This is a genomic window from Pantoea sp. CFCC18177 (assembly GCF_059412425.1).
Genome location: NZ_JBNBPL010000023.1, coordinates 66,189 through 91,502 on the forward strand (window position 1 = coordinate 66,189; position 25,314 = coordinate 91,502).

The window sequence follows — 25,314 nt, forward strand, 5'->3', positions numbered from 1 at the left end:
AAGGAACGCTCCTCACCCACATTTTTTATTATGCTCATTCAATCCGGGCGATACCTCTTCTCCCACGCCCTACACCGTTCAATCGATGTTAACCGTGCACCACCACATTAAACCCTTCATCCGCGCCCGGTGCAGTAAAGTAGCTGCTGATCAGCTCAAACTGCGCATCCGTCGCCGTAAAGTCGTGGCTGCCTTCAACATTGCGCGCCTGTAAACGGCTCTTGCAGAGTGCGTCCGGCACATCAAGGAAATGCAGTTGATGTTCTGCCTGCGCACTCTGGATCACCGCTTTCATCCACTGTCGTTGACTCAAGGTGTTGGCTGGGAAATCCAGCACCACCGATACGCCACGTTGCAACAACGCGATTAAATGCGGCGTCATCGCATTGCGCAGTTTGCCCGCACAGCGCACGTAATCAGCAACATCCTGCATCTCTTCTGCAAATAAATGCGCCAGCCAGGCATCTTCGCTGATGATGACGGCTCCATTTTCTTGTGCCAGTTGATGCGCCAGCGTCGATTTTCCCGCAGCAATTTTGCCGCACAGCAGATGTAAGACAGGACGAGATGTGGACACAGACGCAGATTCCATTAACCAGCTCCAGATAAAATGACGCTCTACCATGCCGTGAAATGACGGTCCAGTAAAGCCTGGCAGCTACACTTACTTTATCTCTGTGAAAAATAGGAGACGCATGATGAGCCAACGCCTGCATAAAATTGACTTTCCGGTGAGCAAGGCGAGGAAATATCTGGAGCCCGGTCCGGTGGTGTTGCTGAGTTCGCAGTTTGAAGATCAGCACGACATCATGACGCTGGGCTGGCACACCATACTGGAGTTCTCCCCCTCCCTGGTGGGTTGCATGATCGCCAGCGGCAATTACAGCCATGAGTTGATTCGCCAAAGCGGCCAGTGCGTGATCAATGTGCCATCCGCTGATCTGGTCGATAGCGTGGTCGCAATAGGCAACAGTCACGGCGATGGTATCGATAAGTTTGATGCCTTCAAACTCACCCCCGAACCCGCCAGCGTGGTCAACGCGCCGTTGATCGACGAGTGCTTTGCCAGTTTTGAGTGCCAGCTGTATGACGACTCGATGGTGAACAACTACAGCTTCTTCATCTTCGAGATCGTCAAAGCCCATGTTGCCGAGCAACCGGAATTTCCACCCACCCTGCACTACACTGGCGAAGGACGCTTTACCATCATGAGCAATAGCGTGCTCGATAAACACCGCGATTTTAAGCCAGAAATGTTAATTTGAGTCTGTTGAAATCGCACCCGAGCGCCCTCACAGTATTGCTTTCGACCTGACAGGAGTAAAAAACAATGGCAACCGAATATGCGGTGATCGCCGGTGGCTGTTTCTGGTGTACCGAAGCAGTGTTTAAAGATGTGATTGGCGTAGAGTCAGTCGAAAGTGGTTACACCGGCGGCGAGCGCCCGAATCCAACCTACGAGCAGGTGTGCAGCGGTGCAACCGGTCATGCCGAAGCGATCCGTGTTGGTTTCGATCCCGAGCAGGTGAAGTACGGCGATCTGCTGGATATCAGCTTTGCGACACACGATCCAACCCAGTTAAACCGTCAGGGCAACGACGTTGGCACGCAGTATCGTTCTGCGATCTTCCCGGCTAACCCAGAGCAGGAAGCAGAGGCGATTGCCGCCATTGCCCGCGCTCAGGCCGATCTCAATGTGCCCGTGGTCACCACCATTGAGCCGCTGAAAGAGTGGTACCCGGCAGAAGATTATCACCAGGATTACTGGGATGGTGCCGGCCAGCGCAACGGCTACTGCATGGCGGTGATCCCACCGAAACTGCAGAAGCTGCGTAAGAGCTTTGCTAACCGCGTGAAGCAGGGTTAATCCCTCACACATGCACAACGTCCGACGACGTTGTGCATGTTCACGCTACCCCGCCATCTCCCGTTTAAACACCGCCAGCGTGTGCGCTTTCACTCTGACAAACTCCGGGTCACTCATGATTTCTGCCGTACGCGGACGCGGTAGTGCAAAAGGCACGATTTCAGCCACGCGCGTCGGCCGACGCGTCAGCAATAAAATTTCATCCGCGAGAAAGACCGCGTCCTCCAGATCGTGCGAAACAATCAGCATCGTCACGCCAGTCAACAGCTGGACCTGCTGCAGTTTGTCACGGATGAACAGCGTCATCTCAAAATCCAGTGCTGAAAACGGCTCATCCAGAAACATCACTTCTGGCTCAGTGGCCAGCGCACGCATGATGCACACCGTCTGTTGTTGCCCACCCGAAAGCTCATAGGGATAGCGCTGCAGGTCAAAACGGATGTCAAACATCTCCGAGAGTTCACTCACCCGCTTTTTCACCGCCGCAGACTTCATACCCTGGCGCTTTAACGGATAGGCGATGTTCTGCCAGGCGGTGAGCCAGGGAAAGAGCGCATCACGATAGTTCTGGAATACATAGCCAATATTGGTCTCGGCGAGGGTTTTTCCATCGAACAGGATTTGCCCACGATCGATCGGAATCAGTCCGGCAATCATATTCATCAAGGTCGATTTACCACAACCGTTGGGGCCAAATATCGACACAATCTTGCCTTTCGGCAGATCAAGATTGAGATCCTGATACAACGGTTGACCCGCAAAACTTTTATCCAGCCCGCGAATAGTGACATGGGTATTAGGTTGCGGATATTCCCTGTTTCTCATGCTTTGCCACTCCAGTGCACGCAGCGTTTCTCAATCAGCAGAAACCCCAGATTTAACAAATAACCAAAGGCACCGGTGATCAGAATCGATGCATACATGTCTTTGATATTGAATAATTGCTGCGCATCTATGATGCGATGGCCCAACCCCGTTTCAGAACCAATAAACATCTCTGCGACAATGACGATGACCAACGCCATAGAAACGCCAGTGCGCAACCCCACGAACGTTTGCGGCAGGCTTTCCATCAACATGATGTCTTTAAATACGTGCCAGCGTGAAACGCCCATCACCTGCGCCGCCATAATGCGGGTCTTTTTCGCATTCATCACCCCGTACGCGCTGTTGAACAGAATCACTAACACCGCAGCAAAGGCGGCAATAGCAATCTTGTTGGTATCGGTAATACCGAAAATCAGCATGAATAGCGGGATTAACGCCGAAGATGGCGTTGAGCGGAAAAAATCCACCAGGAATTCGACGCTGCGATAAAGCCGTTCACTGCTCCCTAGCATCACGCCCAACGGCACACCGATAATCGCGGCCACGATAAAGGCCATCAGCGTGCGATACAGTGTTGCGCCGATGTCCTGATTCATACTGCCATCGGTCAAAGCACCCAAGAGATAACCCAAGGTTTCCCCCGGAGAGGGAAGCAATACCGGATTAAGCCATTTGGCACTGACCGCCGTTTGCCATAGCAAAAAGAGCAGTATCGGGCCAATCAGGGGGATCAGTTTGGATCGCCATTTCAGCATGTTCGCTTCTCCTTAAGCTTTGTAGATCAAGGGTTCAACCTGTAATGGCTTGCTGAAAATTTTGCGTTCCGCGAACACGTCATAAAACTTCTGGAACCATTGCAGGTTGTCACCGGTAAGCTGGTCATACATAACGAACCCTGGTAACGGCACTTCTTTCACTAATCCCGCTTCAATGCCGGTATAGCCTGCCACATATTGCCGAGCCTCTTCTGGCTGCTGCTGAATGAACTTCACGGCTTCGCCATAGGCATTGATAACCAGCTGTGCACGCGCCTTGTCCGCGTTGATAAAACTGCTGGTTAGCGCCGCGGCACCGCCAAACCACGGAGCGTTGGCATCACCCAGCACATATTTGGCGATCACGCCGGTTTCCAGAACCTTACCCATGCCTTTCATACGCGCCACGGTCCCGGTCGGTTCCAGCGTGTAGACGCCGTCAATTTGTCCGGCAGCCAGTGACGGCGCATGCTGTCCAACAGGCAGCTCAATCACTTTGGTGTCGGTGAAACCGTTTTTCTCCAGAATGATTTTTGCCATGGTAACGTTTTGGATGCCCGGACCACTGGCAATACGTTTACCCTTGAGATCGCTGATGGATTTTGCCGTGCTGTTCATCGGCACAAGGAACTCATCCAGCACCATTTTTTCATTTGAGGGGTTAGAGCAGATAATTTTGAACAAGTCTGGGCTGGTAATCGCCCCCAGGCCCAGCGCGCCGGTTGCGGTGCCGTTGGCACATCCATGAATGCGACCGGTGATCATCGCTTCAACCACTTGTTGCGGGCTGGCAAATTTAACCGCCTTGACGTTCAACCCAGCTTGTTTGAAGAAGCCCTTATCAATACCGGCGTATAACGGCAAACCACCCACAATCGGCCAATAACCAATCAGAATTTCATCATCTGCTGCCAGTGCCGCTGTACTGCCTAATACGCCACTGAGTGCGACACCGCCGAGTGCCAGCATGGAATATTTCATCATCTGACGACGCTGTGCGTTGATGTTCTCTTTATCATTATCATTGTTACGCATGTTTACCCCTCCAGGGTGATTGACTGGTATGCGGCCTTGTATACAAGCCATCAAAACCTATGCAGATGTCGTGCCAATCACAATTGAACCGTGGTGAGGGGAAAAGGTGTTAACAAAGGGGATTAAGCGAAAATTATTGGTGCAACCTGCGCACCACAGAGGCACATCGCGTGGCAACTTCAGGTCCTTGTGAGTTTATGACGACCTTTTTACATTTAACCGTCATAATAGCCCCCTCTTCTCTCAGGGAGCGACAATGAGCACGCCACAGCCTGTAACACCCGCACGTAAACGCCCAATGAAACTCAACACCCTGGTGACACTGATGCTCAGCGCAGTGATCGTGCTGGTGCTGCTCAGCGTGCACATGTTCTATTTCTTCCAGATTGGTGCTGCCACGCGAACGCAGTTGGAAGAGAAAGCGATGGCCGTAGCGCGCACACTGGCCAAATTGCCGGAAATACAGCGCGCGCTGGTACTACCGCCCAACACTACTGCGATTCAACCTATCGCCAGAGAAGTGCAGCAGAGCAATCATCTGCTGTTTGTGGTGGTGACCAACATGGACACCATTCGCTATTCGCACCTGAATCCTGAGCTGATTGGCCAACACTTCATAGGCAATGACATTGAACCTGCGCTGCTGGGTCACGAGAACGTCTCGGTGAATCAGGGCGTGCTGGGGCGTGCGATGCGCGTTTATACCCCGGTTTATGATGCACAGCATAAACAGATTGGTGTGGTGGTAGTGGGTATATCACTCAGTGCCGTTGCCGATCAAATCAATGAGAGTCGCTGGAGCATTCTTTGGACCATCCTGATCGGCACCGTGGCGGGCGCAATTGGCACCTTTATTTTGGTGCGAGTACTGAAACGCATTCTGTTTGGCCTGGAACCGTATGAAATTTCCACCCTGTTCGAGCAGCGCCAGGCGATCCTCAACTCGGTGAAGGAAGGCGTGGTGGCGATGGATGACCAGGCCGAAGTGACGCTGGTCAATCAGGCAGCGCGCACCTTGCTCAACAACGCCTTGGCCAACGGCAACGTTAGCGGTGATGCGTCCGTGATTCATGACCATCTGCAAGCGGTGCTGCACAGCGGTCGCGCACGGCGTGATGAAGAGTTAAATGTGAATGGCCGATTGCTGCTGAGCAATACCGTACCGGTGCACAGCCAGGGCCGCATCATCGGTGCGGTCTGCACCTTCAGGGATAAGACCGAAATCAGCCAGTTGATGCAGCGTCTGACCGGCATGGTAAACTACGTCGATGCGCTGCGTGAGCGTTCGCATGAGTTTATGAACAAACTGCACGTGATTCTTGGCCTGCTGCACATGAAAAACTATACGCAGGTCGAAGCGTATATCCTGAAAACAGCCAATAATTATCAGACTGAGATTGGCTATCTGCTGGATAAAATTAAGTCACCGGTCATTGCTGGTTTTCTGCTCAGCAAGATTAATCGCGCTTCGGATTGCGGCCATCGCCTCACCATAAGCGATGCCAGCTTCGTGCCGGATAGCGGCAATGAAGATCAAATGGCGGCCCTGATCACCGTGATCGGCAATCTGGTGGAGAATGCGATTGACGCGCTCAGCGAGCAAACCGAAGGTGAAATTCACCTGATGCTGCACTATCAAAACGGTTGGCTGGCCTGTGAAGTGAGCGATGATGGTCCGGGCATTGAACCGGGGCACCTTGCCACCATTTTTGACAAGGGCTTCTCGACCAAAGGTGAAAACCGGGGCGTAGGGTTATTCCTGTTAAAACAACAAACAGAAAACCTCGGTGGCGGTGTGAGTGTTGAATCAGAACCTGGTGTGTTTACGCAATTCTTAGTACAACTTCCCTGGGATGGAGGAAATAAATCCACATGATCAATGTGTTAGTGGTCGATGATGACGCCATGGTTGCCGAACTGAACCGATCGTTTATCGGCCAGGTACAAGGCTTCAACTGCTGTGGCACGGCTTCAACCCTGAAGCAGGCCAAAGAGTTCCTGTTTAATAGCGACACGCCGATCGATCTGGTGTTGCTGGATATCTACATGCAGCAGGAAAATGGCCTCGATCTGCTGCCTGAACTGCGTCAGGCGCAGAGTGCGGTGGAAGTGATCATCATCTCTTCTGCGGCCGATGCCGAAAACATTAAAACCTCGCTGCACTATGGCGTGGTGGATTACCTGATCAAGCCATTCCAGTTCCCGCGTTTCGAAGAAGCACTGACCAGCTGGCGCCAGAAGAAGTCGCTGATGGATAATCAGCACTATTATCAGCAGTCCGATGTCGATCTGTTGATTCACGGCAACCCGGCCACCCAGCATGACAACAAGCGCCTGCCGAAAGGCTTAACGCCGCAAACGCTGCGCACGCTGTGCCAGTGGATTGATGCGCATCCCGGCCATGAGTTTTCCACGGATGAACTGGCAGCAGAAGTGAATATTTCCCGCGTGTCTTGCCGTAAATACCTGATTTGGCTGGCGCAGATTAATATTCTGTTTACCAGCATCCACTATGGCGCCACCGGCCGCCCGGTGTATCGCTATCGGTTGCAGCCGGAATACCATTCACTGCTGCAACAGTACTGTCAGTAACGTAGCTGCCAACTAAAGTCGCGCTGCTGGAAATGGAAGTGGCGCGGCGAAGAGCAGATGATCTGTCGATCGCGTGTGACAAATATTGCATCAAGCTCGGGTTGGTCGGCAAGATACGCAAGCCCTTGCTCCACGCCCATGCCATACAGCAAGGTGGTGTAGATATCACCATCCAGCGAACGATCGGAGATCACGGTGATGCTCAATAGCTCGTTATCCAACGGATAGCCGGTGTGCGGATCGAAGATGTGATGCCAACACTTGCCGTCCAGCTCGAAGTAGCGCTCATAAATCCCCGATGTCACCACCGATTTGCCCTGCACCTGCAACACACCTAACAGCTCATCCCCGGCAAAGGGTTTTTTCAGGCCGATACTCCAGCCCTGAGGTTCATGTGGCGGTGAGCCAAGCGTCTGCACGTTACCACCGAGATTAATCAACGCTTGCACGACACCCTGCTGGCGCAAAAATGCCTGCACCACGTCGGCGATATAGCCTTTGGCGATGGCTCCGAGATCGATCTCCATGCCTGCTTGTTGCAGAAACACCGAGCGATCCTGCTCATTGAGGATCACCTGGTGGGGATCGGTCAGCGGCAATAGCGCGGCAATCTCCTCTGCGGGGGGAATTTCACGCCCCTGAAAACCAATCTTCCAGCGTTTCACCACCGGACCAATGGTGAAGTTGAAGGCGCTGCCCGGGGAGATGCTCACAGCATGCGCCACGCTAATCAATCGAAAGACCGCCTCACTGACGCGCACCGGATGGCGACCAGCAGCGTGGTTAATCGACATCACTTCGGATTCGGTACGGTTGACCGTGAACAGGTTTTCCTGCTGTTTGATAAGTTGAAAAACCTGACGCGCTAAGGTGGGATTGTCATCGAAGAGTTTGAGCAGAATGGGGGAACCCATTAGTACGGCGGAGTAATTGTAGATGCCGGCGTCAGTTGACATTTTAGCCTCATGAAAGCGGCCAGGTGCGCATCAATGCGCACCCTACAAAACACCGCAATGAACTTTGTAGGGTCACCATTTATGGTGACCTCCAACTTGCTTAGTGACCTAACGCCAGTTTAGCCGCATTGTGGCCAGCCTTGATACCGAAGATGATGATATCCGCCACTGCGTTACCGCCAATACGGTTCGCGCCGTGAATCCCGCCGACCACTTCACCGGCCGCCCACGCGCCCGGAATCACCTGTTTCTGCGCATCCAGCACTGAAGTGTCGGTGTTGATGGTAACGCCACCCATGGTGTGGTGCACGCCCGGGGCGATGCGAATGGCGAAGTACGGTCCTTGATTCAGCGGATGACGCAGCGCGGTTTTGCGCCCGAAATCTTCATCATCCTGCTTCGCCACGAACTCGTTATAGCGACCGAGCGTGGTTTGCAGCGCTTCCTGATCCATGTTGAGTTTGACCGCCAGCTCGTGCGGGGTTGGTGCACTGATCACAAAGCCTTTGGCGATATACTCGTCGGCCGCTTTATTATTAGCACGCACCTGCTCATCGAACACGATCCACGCGCTTTTCTCTGGCAGCGCGATGATCTCAGCAGAGACTTTGTCACGCGTTTCCATTTCGTTGTAGAAACGCTTACCGGCCTGGCTGACCAGAATCGCACCGCCGCCGCGCATCGCTTCAGAGATCAGGTAAGAAGTGGTCTGTTCAACGGTTGGGTGAATCTGGATCTCACCCATGTCAACGGTATCCGCACCGATTTTCTGCAACATGGCGATGCCGCTACCTGTGGCACCTTTGTGGTTAGTGGTAACAAAACCATCCAACTCAGGGCGATATTTCACCACCATCTCACGGTTGGCGCTGAAGCCGCCAGTGGCGACAATCACGCTTTTCGCGTTGAGGATACGGCTGTCGTTATACTCATCCACCACTTTCACGCCGGTCACAGCACCGTTTTCCACCAGAATCTCAGAGACTGAGGTTTCCAGCAGCACTTCGATTTCGCGCTTATTGACGTTCTTGACCAGACCGCTGATCAGGAAGCCACCGACCGCAGAACGATCTTCGGGGCGGTGCGTACGGTCAATGCTCATCCCGCCGGTGATGGTGATATCGCACAGTTCGATATCTTTCGCCGCCAGCCACTCAATCGCTTCCGGCGCTTGCTCCACAAATTCACGCAGCAACACTGGGTTGTTTTTGAACTTGCCGCCTTTCAGCGTCTCTTCGTAGAACAACTCTTTGCTGTCTTCGATACCCTTCAGTTTTTGATAGCGGGTTTCTGCCGCGTTCATACCCACTGAAGCTTTAATGGTGTTACCGCCGATGGTCGGCATCTTCTCAATGATCACCACGCGAGCACCGTCGTCGTGCGCCTGAATGGCGGCTGCCAGACCTGCACCGCCGGTACCAATCACCACCACGTCGTAATTGACCGGTGCGTTCGGGTTGCCGCCCTCCTCAATCACATACTCTTTGTTGGAAGTGGTCATGGCGCGAGACACGGCTTTTTTCAGCGCCTCACTCTGGGTAGTGGCACCGGTGATGGCATCCACGTGTGGGCTGTTGGCCACCAGGATGCGTTCACGCAGGCTTTCAAAGGTGCTGGTGAAGTCGACGTCCAGACTTGGGTCCGGCACCAGTGAGATGTCGGTGATACGGTCGGTATCCAGCGTGACGTTGATTTTCAGCTTCAGCGCTTCGGCTTCGACTTTCGCCTGATAGACGCCCGCTTTGTATTTACGATGGCCATCGCTGACGTCGCGGATCATCGCATCCACCAGCGAGAAGCGCCACAGGGGCTCTGGGATCGTCAGCGCTTCACGCTTGGTGCTGTCGATGTAGAGATCCATGTGCTCGTTTTTAATGATGCGGTCGGCCCAGTCAGGGTAAGCAATACAGGCTTTACCGACGGCAACCAGATCAAAGCCGTGCTCCAGTGCGTTCTCAGCATCTTCTTTATTGACCACGCCACCCACGCCAATCACCGGCACTTTCGCCAGAGTCGCAGAGCGTTCAGCCAGATATTTGGTGATCAGTGGCGTTGGATCTTTGGTATCGACAATGGAGGGACGCAGCAGTTGGCCCACGGAGAAGTGCACATAATCCAGACCGCGCGCGGCCAGTTTTTCCAGCAGGTACATGGTGTCATCCCAGCGGATGCCGGGCACTTCCAGCTCTTCCGGTGAGAAGCGATAGCCGATAATGAAGTCAGCAGCGGCAAAGCGATCCGCCATTTTATGGGTGATTTCCAGCACTTCCATTGGGAAACGTGCGCGGTTGTCGCGGCTGCCGCCCCATTTGTCATCACGCTGGTTAGAGTTAGGCGAGTAGAATTGCTGTATCAGATAGGTGTTGGCACCGTGGATTTCGACACCGTCGAAGCCCGCTTTGATGGCACGGTTCACCGCATCACCAAACTTAGTGATCATCACGTCCACTTCTTCCGCCGTCAGCGCTTGCGGTTTAGTGGCCCCCTCACGTGGTGCAGCAATGGCGCTGGGTGCAACAGGGGTTTTACCGCCAATCAGCGCCGGTTCGACCATACGGCCGCCATGGTAAATCTGCAGAATGGCTTTAGAGCCTTCAGATTTGATGGCATGGGCGATTTTTGCCAGGCCGGCAATTTTGTTGTCGCTATCGATACCCAAGGCACCCGGGAAGGCCGGGCCTCGGTTATCAATAAAGCAGCATTCGACAATTACCGTACCGATGCTGCCCGCGCGCACGCGGTAATACTCGACGAGGTCACTGGTGACACCGCCGTCAAAGTAGCCGGTACAGGTGGTCATGGGTGCCATCACCAAACGGTTTTTCAGCACCGCACCTTTCGGTAGCGTAAGCGGGTTAAGGATGGGGGTGAGCTTATTCATAATGAGCAACTCCAGAATTAAGAAATTGTGTATTCAATTCTTTTGCGGTTCGGAGCAATTTTATAATTATTTGAGTGGTCCGATTTCATGGCGTAAATATACCATTTTCTTTAGTTACATAACCCAGATTGTTAGTTATATAAGTTTTACGTTTAGAAATAGAATTTGATGCTCATTGCTGTAATTAGCGCTCCGCTAAGTTTTAACCAAGACTTGACAAAAATCAACTTTTTACTTACATTTAAAACAAATCCAGTACTATCATAAAGATAAAACCACTCACCCTGCCCCATTTCGCTTGATTTTTTGCGTTTCGCTCGCCGCAGACGCTTAATCCACAGCAGACAGAAAATTAAATAAAAAGCAAAAGCTAAAAATTAAAAAAGAGTGCATATTTTTTATTGATCTAGATCAAAATAGATATTTTAATTAATCGCATCATAGCTGCATTCAATTGATAATTCGCGTATCGAATTTGCAAAGCAATGTTTCATTAAAGAGCAACTTTAAATTGTCCTGGCCACGCATGTTGAGACTAAAAAAACAGTGTGTCCCTGACGATCAATCGCATTCTCCATAACTTGCAGACCAAAACTATGAACACACAAACAACCCAGAGTGAATCCCTTAAAGCGCCCCCTGCGGCGCCGGGGAAAAAGAACCGCCTGATCATGTTGTGCCTGCCTATCATCGTCGCGGTGCTGTTGCTGCTGGTACCTACCCCTGCCGGGTTGGAACCTTATGCATGGCACTTCTTTGCCATCTTTGTTGGCGTCATCGTTGGACTGATCTTTGAACCGCTGCCCGGCGCCGTTATCGGCCTGACGGGTGTCGTCGTCATTGCGCTGTTCAGCCAGTGGGTGCTGTTGAGCCCGGCAGAACTGGCGGACCCTAAGTTCAAAACGGCAGCACAGTCGTTCAAATGGGCGGTGAGTGGCTTCGGCAACTCCACGGTCTGGCTGATCTTCGGTGCCTTTATGTTTGCGGCTGGCTACGACAAAACCCAGTTCGGTCGCCGTCTGGCGCTGATTTTGGTGAAGTATCTGGGTCGTCGCAGTTTGACGCTGGGTTATGCCATCACCTTTGCCGACCTGTTGCTGGCACCCTTTACCCCGTCTAACACCGCGCGCAGTGGCGGTACTATCTACCCCATCATCGCTAACCTGCCGCCGCTGTACGGTTCAAAACCTAATGATCCGAGCGCGCGTAAAATTGGTTCTTACCTGATGTGGGTCGCGATTACCGCAGCCTGTATCACCAGCTCGATGTTCCTCTCTGCGTTGGCACCTAACCTGTTGGCGCTGGCGCTGGTGAAAAGTGTCGTCGGCTTCGAAATCTCATGGGGTATGTGGTTCCTCGCCTTCCTGCCACTGGGTGTGCTGCTGATTCTGACCATGCCGTTGCTGGCCTACTGGCTCTATCCGCCGGAAGTGAAGGTTAATGACGAAGTGCCACGTTGGGCCACCGCTGAACTGGAAAAGCTGGGTCGTCTGAGCCGTAATGAAATCCTGCTGCTGGTGTTTGTGGTGTCCGCGCTGATGATGTGGATCTTCGCTGCCGCATGGATTGAACCGGCAATGGCCGCACTGTTAGTGATTGTATTGATGCTGTGGACAGGCGTACTAAACTGGAACGATATCACCAGCAATAAAGCGGCATGGAACACCTTTGCCTGGTTCGCCACTCTGGTGGCACTGGCCGATGGTCTGGCACGCGTTGGCTTTATCGCCTGGCTGGGTAAAGAAGGTGCGCAGTTGCTGCACGGATACGACCCACAGGTTTCCGCTGTGGTGCTGTTGGTGGCCTTCTACTTACTGCACTATCTGTTTGCCAGTACCACAGCGCACACTACCGCGCTGCTGCCAGCGATGCTGACCATTGCGGCCTCCATCCCGGGCATTAATATGCCGGTATTCTGTTTGATGATGTGTGTTTCTCTGGGTGTGATGGGCATTATCACCCCATACGGCACTGGCCCAAGCCCGATTTACTACGGTAGCGGCTACCTGCCAACCAAAGATTACTGGCGTCTCGGTACCATCTTTGGTGCCATCTTCCTGGTTGCTCTGATGGTTATCGCCTACCCATGGATGGTGATGATGTTCTGATGATGTTGCTCCGATGTTAAAAACGGAGCCGCGTATGACCGTGAAAGTGTTATGATGCTCGCCAGTCAGCCCCTGCGGAGGCTGGCGAGAGAAAAATCGAAAAACAGATCGCCTATTTGTCGCCCGTCATGCTGGCGGGCAACACGAAGCTAAGTGAGCCAACATGTCGAACAAACCCTTCTATTATCAGAATCCTTTTCCTCTCGCCAAAGATGATACCGAATACTATCTGCTGAGCCGCGATTACGTGTCAGTAGCGGAATTCGATGGCGAGGAAATCCTGAAAGTCGATCCTAAAGCCCTGACGTTACTGGCAAAGCAAGCGTTCCACGACGCGTCCTTTATGCTGCGCGCCTCGCATCAGGCGCAGGTCGCGTCGATTCTGGCGGATGACGAAGCCAGTAAAAACGACAAATACGTAGCCCTGCAGTTCCTGCGCAACTCTGAAATCGCCGCCAAGGGCGTGTTGCCAACCTGCCAGGATACCGGTACCGCCATTATCATGGGCAAGAAAGGCCAGCGCGTCTGGACCGGCGGTGGCGATGAAGCCGCACTTTCTCGTGGCGTCTACGACACCTTTATTGAAGATAACCTGCGCTATTCTCAGAATGCCGCGCTGGATATGTACAAAGAGGTCAACACCGGCACCAACCTGCCGGCACAGATCGATCTGTACAGCGTGGATGGCGATGAGTACAAGTTCCTGTGTATTGCCAAAGGTGGCGGTTCAGCCAACAAAACCTATCTGTATCAGGAAACCAAAGCGCTGATTACCCCAGCCAAGCTGAAAAATTACCTGGTCGACAAAATGATGTCGCTGGGTACTGCCGCTTGCCCGCCATACCATATCGCATTTGTTATCGGCGGCACCTCCGCAGAGAGCACTCTTAAGACCGTGAAACTGGCTTCCACCCACTACTACGATTCGCTGCCGACTGAAGGTAACGAGCACGGACAGGCATTCCGTGACGTAGCGCTGGAAGAAGAACTGTTGAAGGCATCGCAAGAGCTGGGCTTAGGCGCGCAGTTTGGCGGTAAATACTTCGCACATGACATCCGCGTGGTGCGTCTGCCGCGTCACGGCGCTTCCTGCCCGGTGGGTATGGGCGTGTCTTGTTCCGCAGACCGTAACATCAAAGCCAAGATTAACCGCGAAGGTATCTGGATTGAGAAGTTGGAAGACAATCCAGGCCGCTACATCCCGGAAGAACTGCGTCAGCAGGGAGAAGGGGAAGTCGTGCATGTCGATCTGAATCAACCGATGAGCGAGATCCTCGCCCTGCTGTCAGCCTATCCGGTTTCTACGCGTCTTTCGCTGAATGGCACCATCATCGTGGCGCGAGATATTGCCCACGCCAAGCTGAAAGAGCGCATTGATAACGGCGAAGGCTTGCCGCAGTACATCAAAGACCATCCAGTGTATTACGCAGGCCCAGCGAAAACGCCAGAGGGTTATGCCTCCGGTTCACTTGGCCCAACTACGGCGGGTCGTATGGACTCCTACGTTGACCTGTTGCAGGAACACGGCGGCAGTATGGTGATGCTGGCAAAAGGCAACCGCAGCAAACAGGTCACGGATGCCTGCCACAAACACGGCGGCTTCTACCTCGGCAGTATCGGTGGTCCTGCGGCAGTGCTGGCGCAGCAGAGTATTAAGAGCCTGGAGTGCGTGGAGTACGCAGAGCTGGGTATGGAAGCGATCTGGAAAATTGAAGTGGAGAACTTCCCGGCGTTCATCCTGGTGGATGACAAAGGTAACGACTTCTTCCAGCAGATCCACAACAACTGTGCAGCCTGTGTGAAATAAGCGCTTAAGCTGAGCTGAGAACAAAAAATCCGCGGCGAATGGCTGCGGATTTTTTTATGGGTGGGGTATTGCCGTTTGCTTACATCTCACCGATTTGTACGTCTAATAGTAGATCGGCATCATCATCGTTTTGACCAATCACGTAGATCGCTTGACGGCCGGGCAGATTTACCGTGATGATATGTTGGTCATCCGCATCCAACACATCGTCGTGCTGCTGCTGAAATTTATGCTGTGTGTTCATCTCTTCTCCTTAAAATGGCGCACTGTTTTAGTTTCCTTGCTCTCTAATATCGTCAAGACACGGCTTAAATGTAGCGGAATTGTCTGTATTCGTGATGCAGGCACTGTGGCACGGCAAAATGACAGTCAGATTAAAGAAGTGACGCACATTTTTTACTGTGAAGGGCAGCGGTATCACCCGCTGCCCTGTTACTTAGAAGAAGCCCAACGGTTGGGTGCTGTAACTCACCAGCAGGTTTTTGGTTTGCTGGTAATGATCGAGCATCATTTTGTGGGTTTCACGGCCAATACCGGATTTCTTGTAGCCACCAAACGCCGCATGCGCCGGATAGAGGTGGTAACAGTTGGTCCAGACGCGCCCCGCTTTGATCGCGCGGCCCATGCGGTAAGCACGGTTGATGTCACGCGTCCAGACGCCTGCGCCCAAACCGTAAATGGAGTCGTTGGCGATGGCGATAGCTTCTGCTTCATCTTTGAAGGTCAGTACGCCGACCACGGGTCCAAAGATCTCCTCCTGGAAGACGCGCATGCTGTTGTCGCCTTTCAGCAGCGTAGGCTGGATGTAGTAACCGCTGTCGAAGGCTTCACCGATTTTCTCCACGCCACCACCGTGCAGCACTTGCGCACCCTCTTGCTGCGCAATCTCCAGATAGGAGAGAATTTTGTCGAACTGCTGCTGTGACGCCTGGGCACCAATCATGGTCTCAGTATCCAGCGGGTCGCCGCGTTTAATGGTTTTGATGCGTTTCATCACCGCCGCCATAAAGGGTTCAAAGATAGACTCTTGGACCAGCGCACGTGAAGGACAGGTACAGACTTCACCCTGGTTGAGGAAGCCCAGCACCACACCCTCCGCCGCCTTCTCGATAAAGCTCTCTTCGGCCTGCATGATGTCTTCGAAGAAGATATTCGGTGATTTGCCGCCCAACTCCACGGTGGACGGAATCAGACTTTTGGCGGCCAGTTCGAGAATGTGCCCCCCGGTGGCGGTGGAACCTGTAAAGGCGATTTTGGCAATGCCCGGATGCGACGCCAGCGCTTCACCGGCCTCTTTACCGTAACCGTGCACCACGTTAATCACACCCGGTGGCACCAGATCTTTGATGACTTCCATAAACAGCGTAATCGACAGCGGCGTTTGCTCCGCCGGTTTCAACACCACGCAGTTGCCCGCACCCAACGCAGGGGCCAGCTTCCACGCCGCCATCAATAGCGGGAAGTTCCACGGGATGATTTGCCCCACCACGCCCAGCGGTTCGTGGAAGTGGTAAGCCGCGGTGAATTCATCGATTTCGGCCGCCGTGCCTTCTTGTGCACGCACACAACCCGCGAAATAGCGGAAATGGTCCACCGCCAGCGGCAAGTCCGCGGCCAGCGTTTCGCGCACCGGCTTACCGTTATCCCAGGTTTCGTTGACGGCGATATATTCCAGATTGGCTTCAAGCCGATCGGCAATTTTCAGGAGCACTAACGAGCGTGCCTGCGGAGAGGTCTTTCCCCAGGCATCGGCAGCGGCTTGTGCAGCGGCGACAGCATTATCGACATCGGCTTTATCGGAGCGCGGGAACTCGCCAATGGTAGAACCATTAATCGGTGTGGTGTTGACGAAGTAGTTACCGTTCACCGGCGCAACAAATTCGCCGTTGATAAAGTTGCCATAACGCGATTGCAGAGTAATGAGAGAACCTTGTTCTCCCGGAGCAGCGTAACGCATGGTGTTTCTCCTTGCGGGACAGAGTGGCGAATAACAACTATGAAACCTGTTATTAACATTGATCGATCAATGTCAGCCTGTCAGATCGCAGAGCGGGAAACTGTGACCGCACCGAAGGAAAATTCCGGCGGTCAGAGGTTTGAGATTTAACCGCGCCTGAAATGCACCACAGCCGTAGCGGCGCAATTTATTGCACATGCCAGCAATACCCGATTCGGAACCTCGTCTGGCTCAAAATTATCCCGCGCCTCGCTGCGGATAATTCCGAGTTTTAAGCAGAATGCAGCGAAAAGCGAAACAAGCGCGCCGAATGTGGTCAATATGAAGCAGGACACTAATCAGGAGAAAGAGATGTTGGCTTCAGCCCTGACGTTAATGCGCGCCAAAGCGAACTTTGTTCAGCAATTTATTCGAAACCCGCGCAAGATGGGCAGCATCACGCCCTCCTCTGCCGCGCTGTGCCGCACCATGTGCGATGCCGTTCACTGGGATCGTAGCCTGCGTATCGCCGAACTCGGCGCGGGTGATGGCGTGCTGACACGGCACATTCTGGCAAGGATGTCCCCTCAGGCACAGTTGGATGTGTTTGAAATCAGCCCGGAACTGGTTGATAACCTGCGCGAATGGAGCGACCCGCGCATGCAGGTACGCGCCTGCTCCGCCGAGTATCTTTCCGGTGAGTACGATGTGATTTTCTCTGGCTTGCCACTGCTGTCGCTGCCGCCGGAAACCCGCGAAGCGATCCTCAGTGCGGTGCATGACGTGCTGGGGCCGCGCGGTGTGTTTGTGCAGTTCCAGTACACCTCGCTGACCCAGCCCGATTTGTCGCGTTACTTCACCTGGCAGCGCCAGCGAGTGCTAAAAAACATGCCACCCGCGTGGGTCTACCGCTGCACCCGGCACTACGCGCCCTGAGCATGCACACGCGGCTGCGGCCGCGTGTGCTGCCAGAAACGGCGTAATAACTCTCGCGACCAATCCTCTCCCGTCACCGTTGTGCCATCATCGCTGACACCCGCCGGTAAACAGGCGGTCATGATGTCGCGGGTGAACTCCGGGTGGAATTGCACTGAGAGAGCCTGTGCGGAGTAACGCAGAATCTGGCAGCCATCCTGTTCCGATCTCGCCAAAACCTCAGCCTGCGGTGGCGGAGTGAGCACCGATTGACGGTGGGATAGCCAAGCCTGAAACTCGCCTGGCAACGAACCCAACCAGGGATCGCGGCTGGCACCGTGCGTCAGGGTTTTGAGTCCGCGCTCCCAGCCATTGGGGTTATCACCCACTTTGCCGCCCAGCGCATAGGCCATTAGTTGGTGGCCGTAGCACACACCTAACAACGGTAACGCCGCTTCCAGCGCACCACGAATCCATGCCGCAGTGCGCTCGCTCCAGTCGGCATGGTCAGTTACCATCGCCCAGGATCCACTGAGGATCGCGCCACTGACGCGGTCAAAGGCGGGCAGCTCTTCGCCCAGATGCGGACGGATAATCACGTAATCGTCAGGCTGCAGTTGCAGCGCGTCGATAAACCAGACAGGTTGTTCACCAATTTGCGCCACAACCGACGGCGGTGGCACTTCGAGTTGAATCAGGGCAAGAGGTAGAGCGCGGGTGTGTTTCATTCCGAATTCATTCCTTAACGGAGTCAGCTTTCGGACATCCACTTTGACAGGAAATCAGGGACATGTCTTATTTTTTTCCTGCATAAGCTCATGCCCACGCGAAAAATATTTTAGCTCAATGTCACAGAAAGTAGCGTCTTCGTGCCATGATTAGCCGGTGATAACTCCCCCTTTGATGTGAAGGATGACACTGTGGCAGTGCGGCATTTCTTTATGGTTTTGATGGTGGTTTCCATCTGGGCTTTCAATAACGTAGCAGTAAAGTGGGGATTGCTGGAGCTTCCTCCGCTGTTTCTCACCTGGATGCGTTTTGTGGTGGTAGCCATCGTGCTGGTGCCCTTCTGCCGCATCACCCGTGAGCAGCTGCCGTGGCTGTTGACCCTCGCCTTCACCTTTGGTTTTATGCACTTCTCGCTGCTGTTTGTCGGCATGCGCTACACCGATGCCGGTACCGGAGCAATTGTGGTCCAGCTGGGCACGCCGATTGCGATGCTGCTGGCGATGCTGGTGCTGAAAGAAAAACTGCGTCTGGTGCAGTTATTTGGCATCGGCATTTCTCTCAGCGGTGTTGCCGTGCTGTCTGGCAGCCCGACCATTCCCGCATGGTGGGTGCTGTGTATTTTGCTGTGCAGCGCCTTTGGCTGGGCGATAAGCAATATGATCGTGAAAAAATCACCGCCGATTAAACCGCTCACTCTGACGGGCTGGATCTCCTTTCTTGCCGTGCCGATTGTCGGTGCCGCCTCCTGGCTGACCGAATCACAGCAGTTTTACGCACTCAGCCATGCCGGTTGGCGCGGCTGGTTTGGCATTCTCTACAGCGCGCTGGCCTCCTCGATTGTCGCCTACACGCTGTGGTATGCGCTGCTGAAGAAGTACAACGTCAATCTGATCATGCCCTACTCCCTTTTGACCCCGGTACTGGCGGTGTTGATGGGCGTACTGGTGCTGGGCGACAGCATGAACAGCTTCAAAATCCTCGGAGCCTCTTTGGTGGTGCTGGGCACCGCGATTGCGGTGATCAATCTGCGTAACCTGCGCATGCACGCGCGTTTTCCGCGGTTGCGTCGCCGTTAAAACCCCTCTGCTATGCTTGAGTCTCGCGTGTTTTCCGGAGACTTAACATGGATACTCAATCTGCTGCTGCGTTATGGCAGCAACTCTGGCAGGGATTGCGTGGTGAAAACCCGCGCCCTGCTCTCAGCTTTCTCCAGCCCGATACCTTCCAGTCTGCCTTCGCCGTCAGCGAACTGGCGGCCACCAGCATTGGGTTAGCCAGCCAGGCGCTGAGCGATTTACTCGGCCACTCAACCCCGGTGTGTGTTAATGTCCGGCTTGCCTCACGCTGGTTTCAACACAGCCTGACGCCACTCAATCGCCCACCTGCGGCATTGTGGGATCCCTTTGCCGGTGACTACGCCACTGCGGATGGATGGATTCGCCTGCACACCAATGCGCCGCACCATCGTGCCGCGATGGAACAGGTGTTAGGCCAGCATCCTGACCGTGCGGCATTGAGTCAGGTGGTCGCCAGCTGGCAGGCCGAAGCCCTTGAACACGCGGTGGTGATGGCGGGGGGTTGCGCCGCGCAAATGCGCAGTGAGCAGCAGTGGCAACAGCATCCACAAGGCATGGCGGTGAACAGTGAACCCCTGATTGCCCAACAGGCCACCGGAGAAGCCCCGACGCCGGGCTGGCGGTTGCCGACGGCACGCCCCTTACTCGGGGTACGCGTGCTGGATCTCACGCGCATTATCGCGGGCCCAGTTTGCACGCGCTTTCTTGCCAGCCTCGGTGCGCAGGTATTACGCATCGATCCTTATGGCTGGGAAGAGCCGACGCTGGAGGAGGAGATCACCTGCGGCAAGCGCTGTGCGCGGCTCGATCTGAAAAGCAAGTCTGGCCGTGAGCAAATGCGCGATTTAATCCAACACGCTGATGTGATGGTGCATGGCTATCGTGCTGACGCACTGGAAAAACTGGGGCTGGATGACGACACCCGCCGCTTACTTGCCCCCGGACTGGTGGATGTCAGTCTCAATGCGTGGGGCTGGAGCGGTCCCTGGCGTAACCGGCGTGGCTTCGATAGCCTGGTGCAAATGGGATGCGGCATTGCCGAGCGCGGGATGATGTGGAGCGGTAGCGCGAAACCGCACCCGTTGCCGGTGCAGGCGCTCGATCATGCCACCGGTTACATGATGGCCGCCGCCGTGCTGGAAGGGCTGCGGCAGCGACGTGAGAATCATGTGGGCTGGCAGGCACGCTTGTCACTGGCACGCACGGCTCGGCTGCTGCAACAACAGGGGTCAGCGCCGCAACAGCCGCAAAGCGGCATTACCGCGCAGCGCGATGATGCGCTGAGTGCGCTGGAGATCAATGCCTGGGGGATTGCGGAGAGGCTGCGTGCCGCCGCGTATCTGCCCGGCACGCCAATGATCTGCGCCACACCGGGTGTCAGGCTCGGCAGTAGCGCAGCCAGCTGGTAATCAGGCTTCTTCTTCGTTGCCTTCGTTCAGCTCATCGTACATGGTTTGGATTGCCTCACGACTCAGCGCAGCCAGCGTGCGGTAGAACGCACTGGTGGCGTGTGCTTCGACTTTTCCGAGGAATGCACCGCACCACGGCAGCAGATAGTCATCGAACAGCGCCAGCTGCGCAGCTGACTCATCTTCTGCCGACTGATCTTCCAGCCACGAAGCCGCCAACAGCAGCACACCAAAGTGATCGGCAGGCGCATCGCTCAACAGCATGCCACGTGAACTCAGAAACGCACGCACATCCGCTTCGGTTGGACCGTTTGGCCACTGTGAAGCGTACGGCGGCACGCTGCACTCACTGCCCACGAACAGCGCGTTGTAATCCGCGGCCAGCGCCTGAGGATCGCTATTTTGTTGCAGACGGGTCAACAGTTCATCCTGCTCCAGCGGCCACTGGTCTTTCAGTTTGCCTTCACGCAGCACGGTGAAAAGCGGCACCAGCAGCGGATCTTGCGGCTGGCGGTTGAACAGCGAGCCGATGACGCGGCAGAGAATGGAAAACTCATTCATGCAACAGAATTCCTTGAGGCAAAAAGTTAAAAGTCTGCAAATTCAGCAATATGCTTCCCGGTACGCTGTTCGAGGAAATCGAGCAAGCGGCGTGGCGTGACATTTAACACGCGATCCTCGGGAAAATCCACTTCACGCGTAATACGGATGCAGTGTTCAAAGTGGCCCAGCGTAAAGGCAGTGTGGGAATCAGAACCAAAGGCCAGACGCCCGCCGGCATCGCGCACCGCTTCGGCGATGGCGCGGCAGTTAGGTTCACTGCCAGGTCGTGAATGGGTAAACGAGGAGTTGTTAATCTCCAGCGCGACATCATAATGCGCCGCCGCTTCAGCAATCGCGCGGATATCGACCGGGAATTTCGGATTGCCAGGATGCGAGATGATGTGCACCAGTCCACCGGCCATCGCCGCAATCATCGCTTCGGTGTGATGCGCTTTATCACGTGGCGCGTACACTGGCTCGTGGAAGCCTGCCACAATCAGATCCAGCGCATCCAGCATCGGGCCACTGCAGTCGATCTCGCCCTGCTGGTTTTTGATGTTGGCTTCAATACCGCGCAGCACGCCCACGCCATCGATCACGCGTGGCCAGATGCGCATATTGACGAAGTGCCAATAATGCGGCGCATCCGCCATATCCGGACCGTGATCGGTAATAGCAAACAGCTTCAGGCCATTCTGCTTAGCCTGTACGACGTAATCGTGCAGCGTACTGTAGGCGTGGGTGCTGGCAACGGTGTGCATGTGCAAATCGACGGGATACATCCTCTTCTCCTGACAAAATGTGAATTAATAACCGCGTTGACGATCGACTAAACCGCCCGGCTGCTGACCTTGCTCCAGAGCAAGTATGGCACCCGCAATGAAATCCATCGCCTCGCCCGGCAATGTTATGGCAGCAGTATGTGGCGTGATTGTGACATGCGGATGCGACCAGAGCGGGTGATCCTTGGGCAAAGGTTCCGTCTGGAACACATCCAGCGCGGCACCTGCCAACTGGCCGCTATTCAGGGCCGCGAGCAAATCGGCTTCCACCACGTGCGCACCGCGCGCCATATTGAGGAAAAAGGCGCCGTGCGGCAGTACGCTTAGCACGTGCTCATCAATCAGGTTGGTGGTCTCCGGCGTGGTCGGCAGCAAATCAATCAGCACTTGCGTGCCATCGAGAAAGGCATTCAGCTGCTCGCGACCGTGGAAGGTTTGCACGCCTTCAATGGTTTTTGCTGAACGGCTCCAGCAGCGTAGCGGGAAGCCCCACTGACGCAGACTCTCCAGTACGCTGCGCCCCAGCACACCGGCACCCAGAATACCGATGGTAAAGTTCTCGCGTTCATAGCCCTTCAACTGCTGCCAGTGCGCCCGTTGCTGCTGTTGACGATAGTCGGCAAAACGACGGAACCAGCCCAACACGCACCAGTTGGCATACTCTTGCATCTGACGCGCCATTCCGGTGTCTTCTAAACGTATCAGCGGCACTTCATCGGACAGCATTTCCGGATGGGCGTGCTGTTGTTTAAGAATCTCATCCACGCCAGCGCCCATGGCGAATACGCCTTTCAACGGGCGTCCGGCGAGCATCTCTGTGGGCGGTGAACGCACGATGGCGTAGTCGGCCGGTGCATTATCACCCGGTTGCCAGTAGCGTACGTTGACGCCCGGTATACGTTGATGCAGTCCGTCAATCCAGCTCTGCGGATTGGATGAGGGGTGATACCAGATGATCTCCATACAGCTCTCCTTTTTTTCCTTCAGCCTCAGGCAAATACCGGCTCAGGGCAAGCAAAAACCTTAGGGTTAATGCAATTTCTCCCGTGATTAATTCCGAACGCTTCACATTTCCGCCCCCTTGGGGGGATAAGCGGCGGATTAACGACTAAAGTTGTCTGAGTGGTCAATGCGTTAGCGCACCACCTTTTCGGACAAGGAGAAAAACCGATGATAAAAAATGTCATATTCACGCCCGTGCGCTTCACCTTTTTACTGAGCGCCGCCCTGCTCGCCGGTTCTGCCGTTGCGCAGGCTGAAGATAACAGCCGCATGCTGAGCAACCAGCCCCAGCCACCGGATATCCGTTTGGGGCCACTGTTTAACGCCGTGCAGCAGGCGAAATTTTATCCGGACCAGAAAACCTTTGCCGACGCGGTCCCGAAGTACAACCCCTCTTCCATTCTGGCCGACTGGCAGATGCAAAAGAGCCAGCGCAACTTCGATCTGAAGCACTTTGTTGACGCCAATTTCACCTTGCCTAAAGAGCAGGACAAATATGTGCCGCCCGCTGGGCAGAGCCTGCGTGAGCATATCAACGGCTTGTGGCCGGTGTTGACCCGCTCCACGCCTAACGCCAGCCAGTATGATTCCCTGCTGCCGTTGCCTAAGCCTTACGTTGTACCGGGTGGTCGCTTCCGCGAAGTCTATTACTGGGACAGCTACTTCACCATGCTGGGCCTGGCGGAGAGCGGCCATTGGGATCGGGTGCAAGATATGGTGGACAACTTCGCCACCGAGCTCGACAAATATGGCCATATCCCGAACGGCAACCGCAGCTACTATCTCAGCCGATCGCAGCCACCGTTCTTTAGCCTGATGGTCGATCTGTTAGCCACTCACAAAGGTGATGACGTCTATCGCCAGTATCTGCCGCAGTTGCAGAAAGAGTATGACTACTGGATGGCCGACAGCGATAAGGTCGCCGCAGGACAAGCCAGCAAGCGCGTCATTAAGCTCAGCGATGGCACCTTGCTCAATCGCTATTGGGATGACCGCGATGCCCCACGCACCGAATCCTGGCTGGACGATGTGAACACCGCCAACAAAGCACCGGACCGCAATAAACAGCAGGTGTATCGCGATCTGCGTGCTGGCGCGGCATCGGGCTGGGATTTCAGCTCACGTTGGTTTACCGATGCGCATAATCTGGCCTCCATCCGCACCACACAACTGGCACCGGTGGATCTGAATAGCCTGATGTTCCATCTGGAGCAGGTGCTGTCTAAGGCATCCAAACTGGCGAAACAGGATGACCAGGCCAAACAGTTTGCTGCTGATGCCGAGAAGCGTCGGGCGGCGATCAATCGCTATCTGTGGGATGCAAAACAGGGCTGGTATGCCGATTACGACTGGCAGAAAAAACAGATCCACCCGCAGCTCACCGCGGCAACACTGTTCCCGCTGTATTTGCAGGTGGCGAGTGAGAAACAGGCCGATCGCACGGCGAAAGCGGTAGAAAAACAGCTGCTAAAACCGGGTGGGTTAGTGACCACCACGGTGAATAACGGTCAGCAATGGGACGCACCTAATGGCTGGGCACCGCTGCAATGGGTTGCCATTGAAGGACTGGAGCATTACCACCAGCCCAAACTGGCGCAAGAGATTGGCCAGCGTTTCCTGCAAAACGTGCAGGCCACCTATGACAAAGAGCATAAGCTGGTTGAGAAGTACGTGGTGGAAGGCGCACAGCTGGGCGGCGGTGGCGGCGGTGAATATCCGTTGCAGGATGGCTTCGGCTGGACCAATGGCGTGACGCTAAAACTGCTGGATAAGTATTGCCCGAAAGATAAGACCTGCAATAACGCTGGGGATATCCCGAATATGCCAGCGTTAAGCGCGGGGAAATAAGCGCTTTAGACAGGGGCGGCCTAAGGGTGCAGCAGAGGCGTCATGGCCTCAGACAACGTGCCCTTTTTGACAACGCGCACTGAAGCTAAGGAGCTGGCTGGGGTCGCACCGGGGCAGGCATCCGCAGCGCTGAGCTGAGCGAGTATGCCAGGAGAGCCCGCAGGACGCGGGCGAAAGGTGGCGCTGGAACATGGATGTTCCATCGTGAACTGAACCCCTTAACCTGGACTCTTTAAGTCAGCTTA

The 25,314-nt window shown here is 54.6% G+C and carries 22 protein-coding genes; 10 read left to right on the forward strand and 12 right to left on the reverse strand.

The features are described 5' to 3' along the window. Positions 1-88 precede the first annotated feature (88 nt). Positions 89-592 (reverse strand): P-loop nucleotide/nucleoside kinase family protein, encoded by a 504-nt coding sequence (locus ACPUC8_RS20090; RefSeq protein WP_494927161.1) that lies wholly within the window; start codon positions 590-592, stop codon positions 89-91. A 106-nt stretch (positions 593-698) separates the two neighbouring features. Between ACPUC8_RS20090 and ACPUC8_RS20095 the strand changes: the two genes are divergently transcribed. Both ACPUC8_RS20095 and msrA read left to right on the forward strand, forming a co-directional pair. Continuing rightward, a complete protein-coding gene (locus tag ACPUC8_RS20095; RefSeq protein WP_494927173.1) occupies positions 699-1,265 on the forward strand; it encodes a flavin reductase family protein in 567 nt (188 codons plus the stop codon). 65 nt (positions 1,266-1,330) lie between these two features. After that, positions 1,331-1,867 (forward strand): peptide-methionine (S)-S-oxide reductase MsrA, encoded by a 537-nt coding sequence (gene msrA, locus ACPUC8_RS20100; protein ID WP_039334791.1) that lies wholly within the window; start codon positions 1,331-1,333, stop codon positions 1,865-1,867. Between the two features lie 45 nt (positions 1,868-1,912). Here msrA and ACPUC8_RS20105 read toward each other — a convergent pair whose 3' ends face one another. From ACPUC8_RS20105 to ACPUC8_RS20115, 3 genes are read right to left on the reverse strand one after another with little or no spacing between them, the layout of a single operon-like run. Beyond that, positions 1,913-2,692, reverse strand: a complete 780-nt coding sequence (locus ACPUC8_RS20105; RefSeq protein WP_052206175.1) for an ABC transporter ATP-binding protein — start codon at positions 2,690-2,692, stop codon at positions 1,913-1,915. Beyond that, complete coding sequence (locus tag ACPUC8_RS20110) at positions 2,689-3,450, reverse strand: ABC transporter permease (protein WP_039334786.1); 762 nt, start codon at positions 3,448-3,450, stop codon at positions 2,689-2,691. The genes ACPUC8_RS20105 and ACPUC8_RS20110 overlap by 4 nt, the downstream gene beginning before the upstream one ends. 12 nt (positions 3,451-3,462) lie before the next feature. Next, the gene (locus ACPUC8_RS20115; protein ID WP_494927162.1) at positions 3,463-4,485 is read right to left on the reverse strand and encodes an ABC transporter substrate-binding protein; all 1,023 of its coding nucleotides are present in this window, start codon (positions 4,483-4,485) and stop codon (positions 3,463-3,465) included. 256 nt (positions 4,486-4,741) lie between these two features. On the opposite strand from ACPUC8_RS20115, the gene ACPUC8_RS20120 reads away from it, so the two are divergent. Further along, positions 4,742-6,361 (forward strand): sensor histidine kinase, encoded by a 1,620-nt coding sequence (locus tag ACPUC8_RS20120; protein ID WP_494927163.1) that lies wholly within the window; start codon positions 4,742-4,744, stop codon positions 6,359-6,361. Further along, complete coding sequence (gene dcuR, locus ACPUC8_RS20125; RefSeq protein ID WP_039334778.1) at positions 6,358-7,077, forward strand: two-component system response regulator DcuR; 720 nt, start codon at positions 6,358-6,360, stop codon at positions 7,075-7,077. Before ACPUC8_RS20120 ends, dcuR begins: the two co-directional genes overlap by 4 nt. On the opposite strand, the gene ACPUC8_RS20130 is transcribed toward dcuR, so the two are convergent. Next, positions 7,071-8,033 carry an FAD:protein FMN transferase gene (locus tag ACPUC8_RS20130; protein ID WP_494927164.1) on the reverse strand — a complete coding sequence of 321 codons (963 nt, stop codon included), beginning with the start codon at positions 8,031-8,033 and terminating at the stop codon, positions 7,071-7,073. The two genes, dcuR and ACPUC8_RS20130, sit on opposite strands and share 7 nt — an antisense overlap. A 100-nt stretch (positions 8,034-8,133) precedes the next feature. Beyond that, positions 8,134-10,914 carry a flavocytochrome c gene (locus ACPUC8_RS20135; protein WP_039334771.1) on the reverse strand — a complete coding sequence of 927 codons (2,781 nt, stop codon included), beginning with the start codon at positions 10,912-10,914 and terminating at the stop codon, positions 8,134-8,136. 596 nt (positions 10,915-11,510) lie between these two features. Here ACPUC8_RS20135 and ACPUC8_RS20140 point away from each other — a divergent pair. Together ACPUC8_RS20140 and fumA are read left to right on the forward strand one after the other, a co-directional pair. Continuing rightward, positions 11,511-13,022 (forward strand): anion permease, encoded by a 1,512-nt coding sequence (locus ACPUC8_RS20140; protein WP_494927165.1) that lies wholly within the window; start codon positions 11,511-11,513, stop codon positions 13,020-13,022. A 163-nt stretch (positions 13,023-13,185) separates the two neighbouring features. Beyond that, positions 13,186-14,829 carry a class I fumarate hydratase FumA gene (fumA, locus tag ACPUC8_RS20145; protein ID WP_039334769.1) on the forward strand — a complete coding sequence of 548 codons (1,644 nt, stop codon included), beginning with the start codon at positions 13,186-13,188 and terminating at the stop codon, positions 14,827-14,829. 79 nt (positions 14,830-14,908) lie between these two features. Here fumA and ACPUC8_RS20150 read toward each other — a convergent pair whose 3' ends face one another. Both ACPUC8_RS20150 and exaC read right to left on the reverse strand, forming a co-directional pair. Beyond that, positions 14,909-15,073: a hypothetical protein gene (locus ACPUC8_RS20150; protein ID WP_197063359.1), complete on the reverse strand. Its 165-nt coding sequence runs from the start codon at positions 15,071-15,073 to the stop codon at positions 14,909-14,911. Positions 15,074-15,265: 192 nt separating this feature from the next. After that, positions 15,266-16,786 carry an acetaldehyde dehydrogenase ExaC gene (gene exaC / locus ACPUC8_RS20155; RefSeq protein WP_494927166.1) on the reverse strand — a complete coding sequence of 507 codons (1,521 nt, stop codon included), beginning with the start codon at positions 16,784-16,786 and terminating at the stop codon, positions 15,266-15,268. Between the two features lie 351 nt (positions 16,787-17,137). On the opposite strand from exaC, the gene ACPUC8_RS20160 reads away from it, so the two are divergent. Beyond that, the gene (locus ACPUC8_RS20160) at positions 17,138-17,701 is read left to right on the forward strand and encodes a class I SAM-dependent methyltransferase (RefSeq protein ID WP_494927174.1); all 564 of its coding nucleotides are present in this window, start codon (positions 17,138-17,140) and stop codon (positions 17,699-17,701) included. On the opposite strand, the gene ACPUC8_RS20165 is transcribed toward ACPUC8_RS20160, so the two are convergent. Next, positions 17,689-18,408: a glutamine amidotransferase gene (locus ACPUC8_RS20165; protein ID WP_494927167.1), complete on the reverse strand. Its 720-nt coding sequence runs from the start codon at positions 18,406-18,408 to the stop codon at positions 17,689-17,691. The two genes, ACPUC8_RS20160 and ACPUC8_RS20165, sit on opposite strands and share 13 nt — an antisense overlap. A gap of 192 nt (positions 18,409-18,600) precedes the next feature. On the opposite strand from ACPUC8_RS20165, the gene ACPUC8_RS20170 reads away from it, so the two are divergent. Then, positions 18,601-19,485: a DMT family transporter gene (locus tag ACPUC8_RS20170; RefSeq protein ID WP_039334751.1), complete on the forward strand. Its 885-nt coding sequence runs from the start codon at positions 18,601-18,603 to the stop codon at positions 19,483-19,485. A gap of 47 nt (positions 19,486-19,532) precedes the next feature. Next, positions 19,533-20,894: a CoA transferase gene (locus tag ACPUC8_RS20175; protein ID WP_494927168.1), complete on the forward strand. Its 1,362-nt coding sequence runs from the start codon at positions 19,533-19,535 to the stop codon at positions 20,892-20,894. Here the strand turns inward: ACPUC8_RS20175 and ACPUC8_RS20180 are convergent, their stop codons facing one another. The 3 genes from ACPUC8_RS20180 to ghrA are packed head-to-tail and all read right to left on the reverse strand — an operon-like array spanning position 20,895 to position 23,182. Then, a complete protein-coding gene (locus ACPUC8_RS20180; protein ID WP_494927169.1) occupies positions 20,895-21,455 on the reverse strand; it encodes a TorD/DmsD family molecular chaperone in 561 nt (186 codons plus the stop codon). It lies immediately after the preceding gene. Between the two features lie 26 nt (positions 21,456-21,481). Next, the gene (locus ACPUC8_RS20185) at positions 21,482-22,219 is read right to left on the reverse strand and encodes a phosphatase (RefSeq protein ID WP_034821944.1); all 738 of its coding nucleotides are present in this window, start codon (positions 22,217-22,219) and stop codon (positions 21,482-21,484) included. Positions 22,220-22,243: 24 nt separating this feature from the next. Beyond that, the gene (gene ghrA, locus ACPUC8_RS20190) at positions 22,244-23,182 is read right to left on the reverse strand and encodes a glyoxylate/hydroxypyruvate reductase GhrA (RefSeq protein WP_039334743.1); all 939 of its coding nucleotides are present in this window, start codon (positions 23,180-23,182) and stop codon (positions 22,244-22,246) included. 207 nt (positions 23,183-23,389) lie between these two features. Between ghrA and treA the strand changes: the two genes are divergently transcribed. After that, on the forward strand, positions 23,390-25,069 hold the full coding sequence (gene treA / locus ACPUC8_RS20195; protein ID WP_494927170.1) for an alpha,alpha-trehalase TreA: 1,680 nt from the start codon (positions 23,390-23,392) through the stop codon (positions 25,067-25,069). Positions 25,070-25,314: the final 245 nt, after the last annotated feature.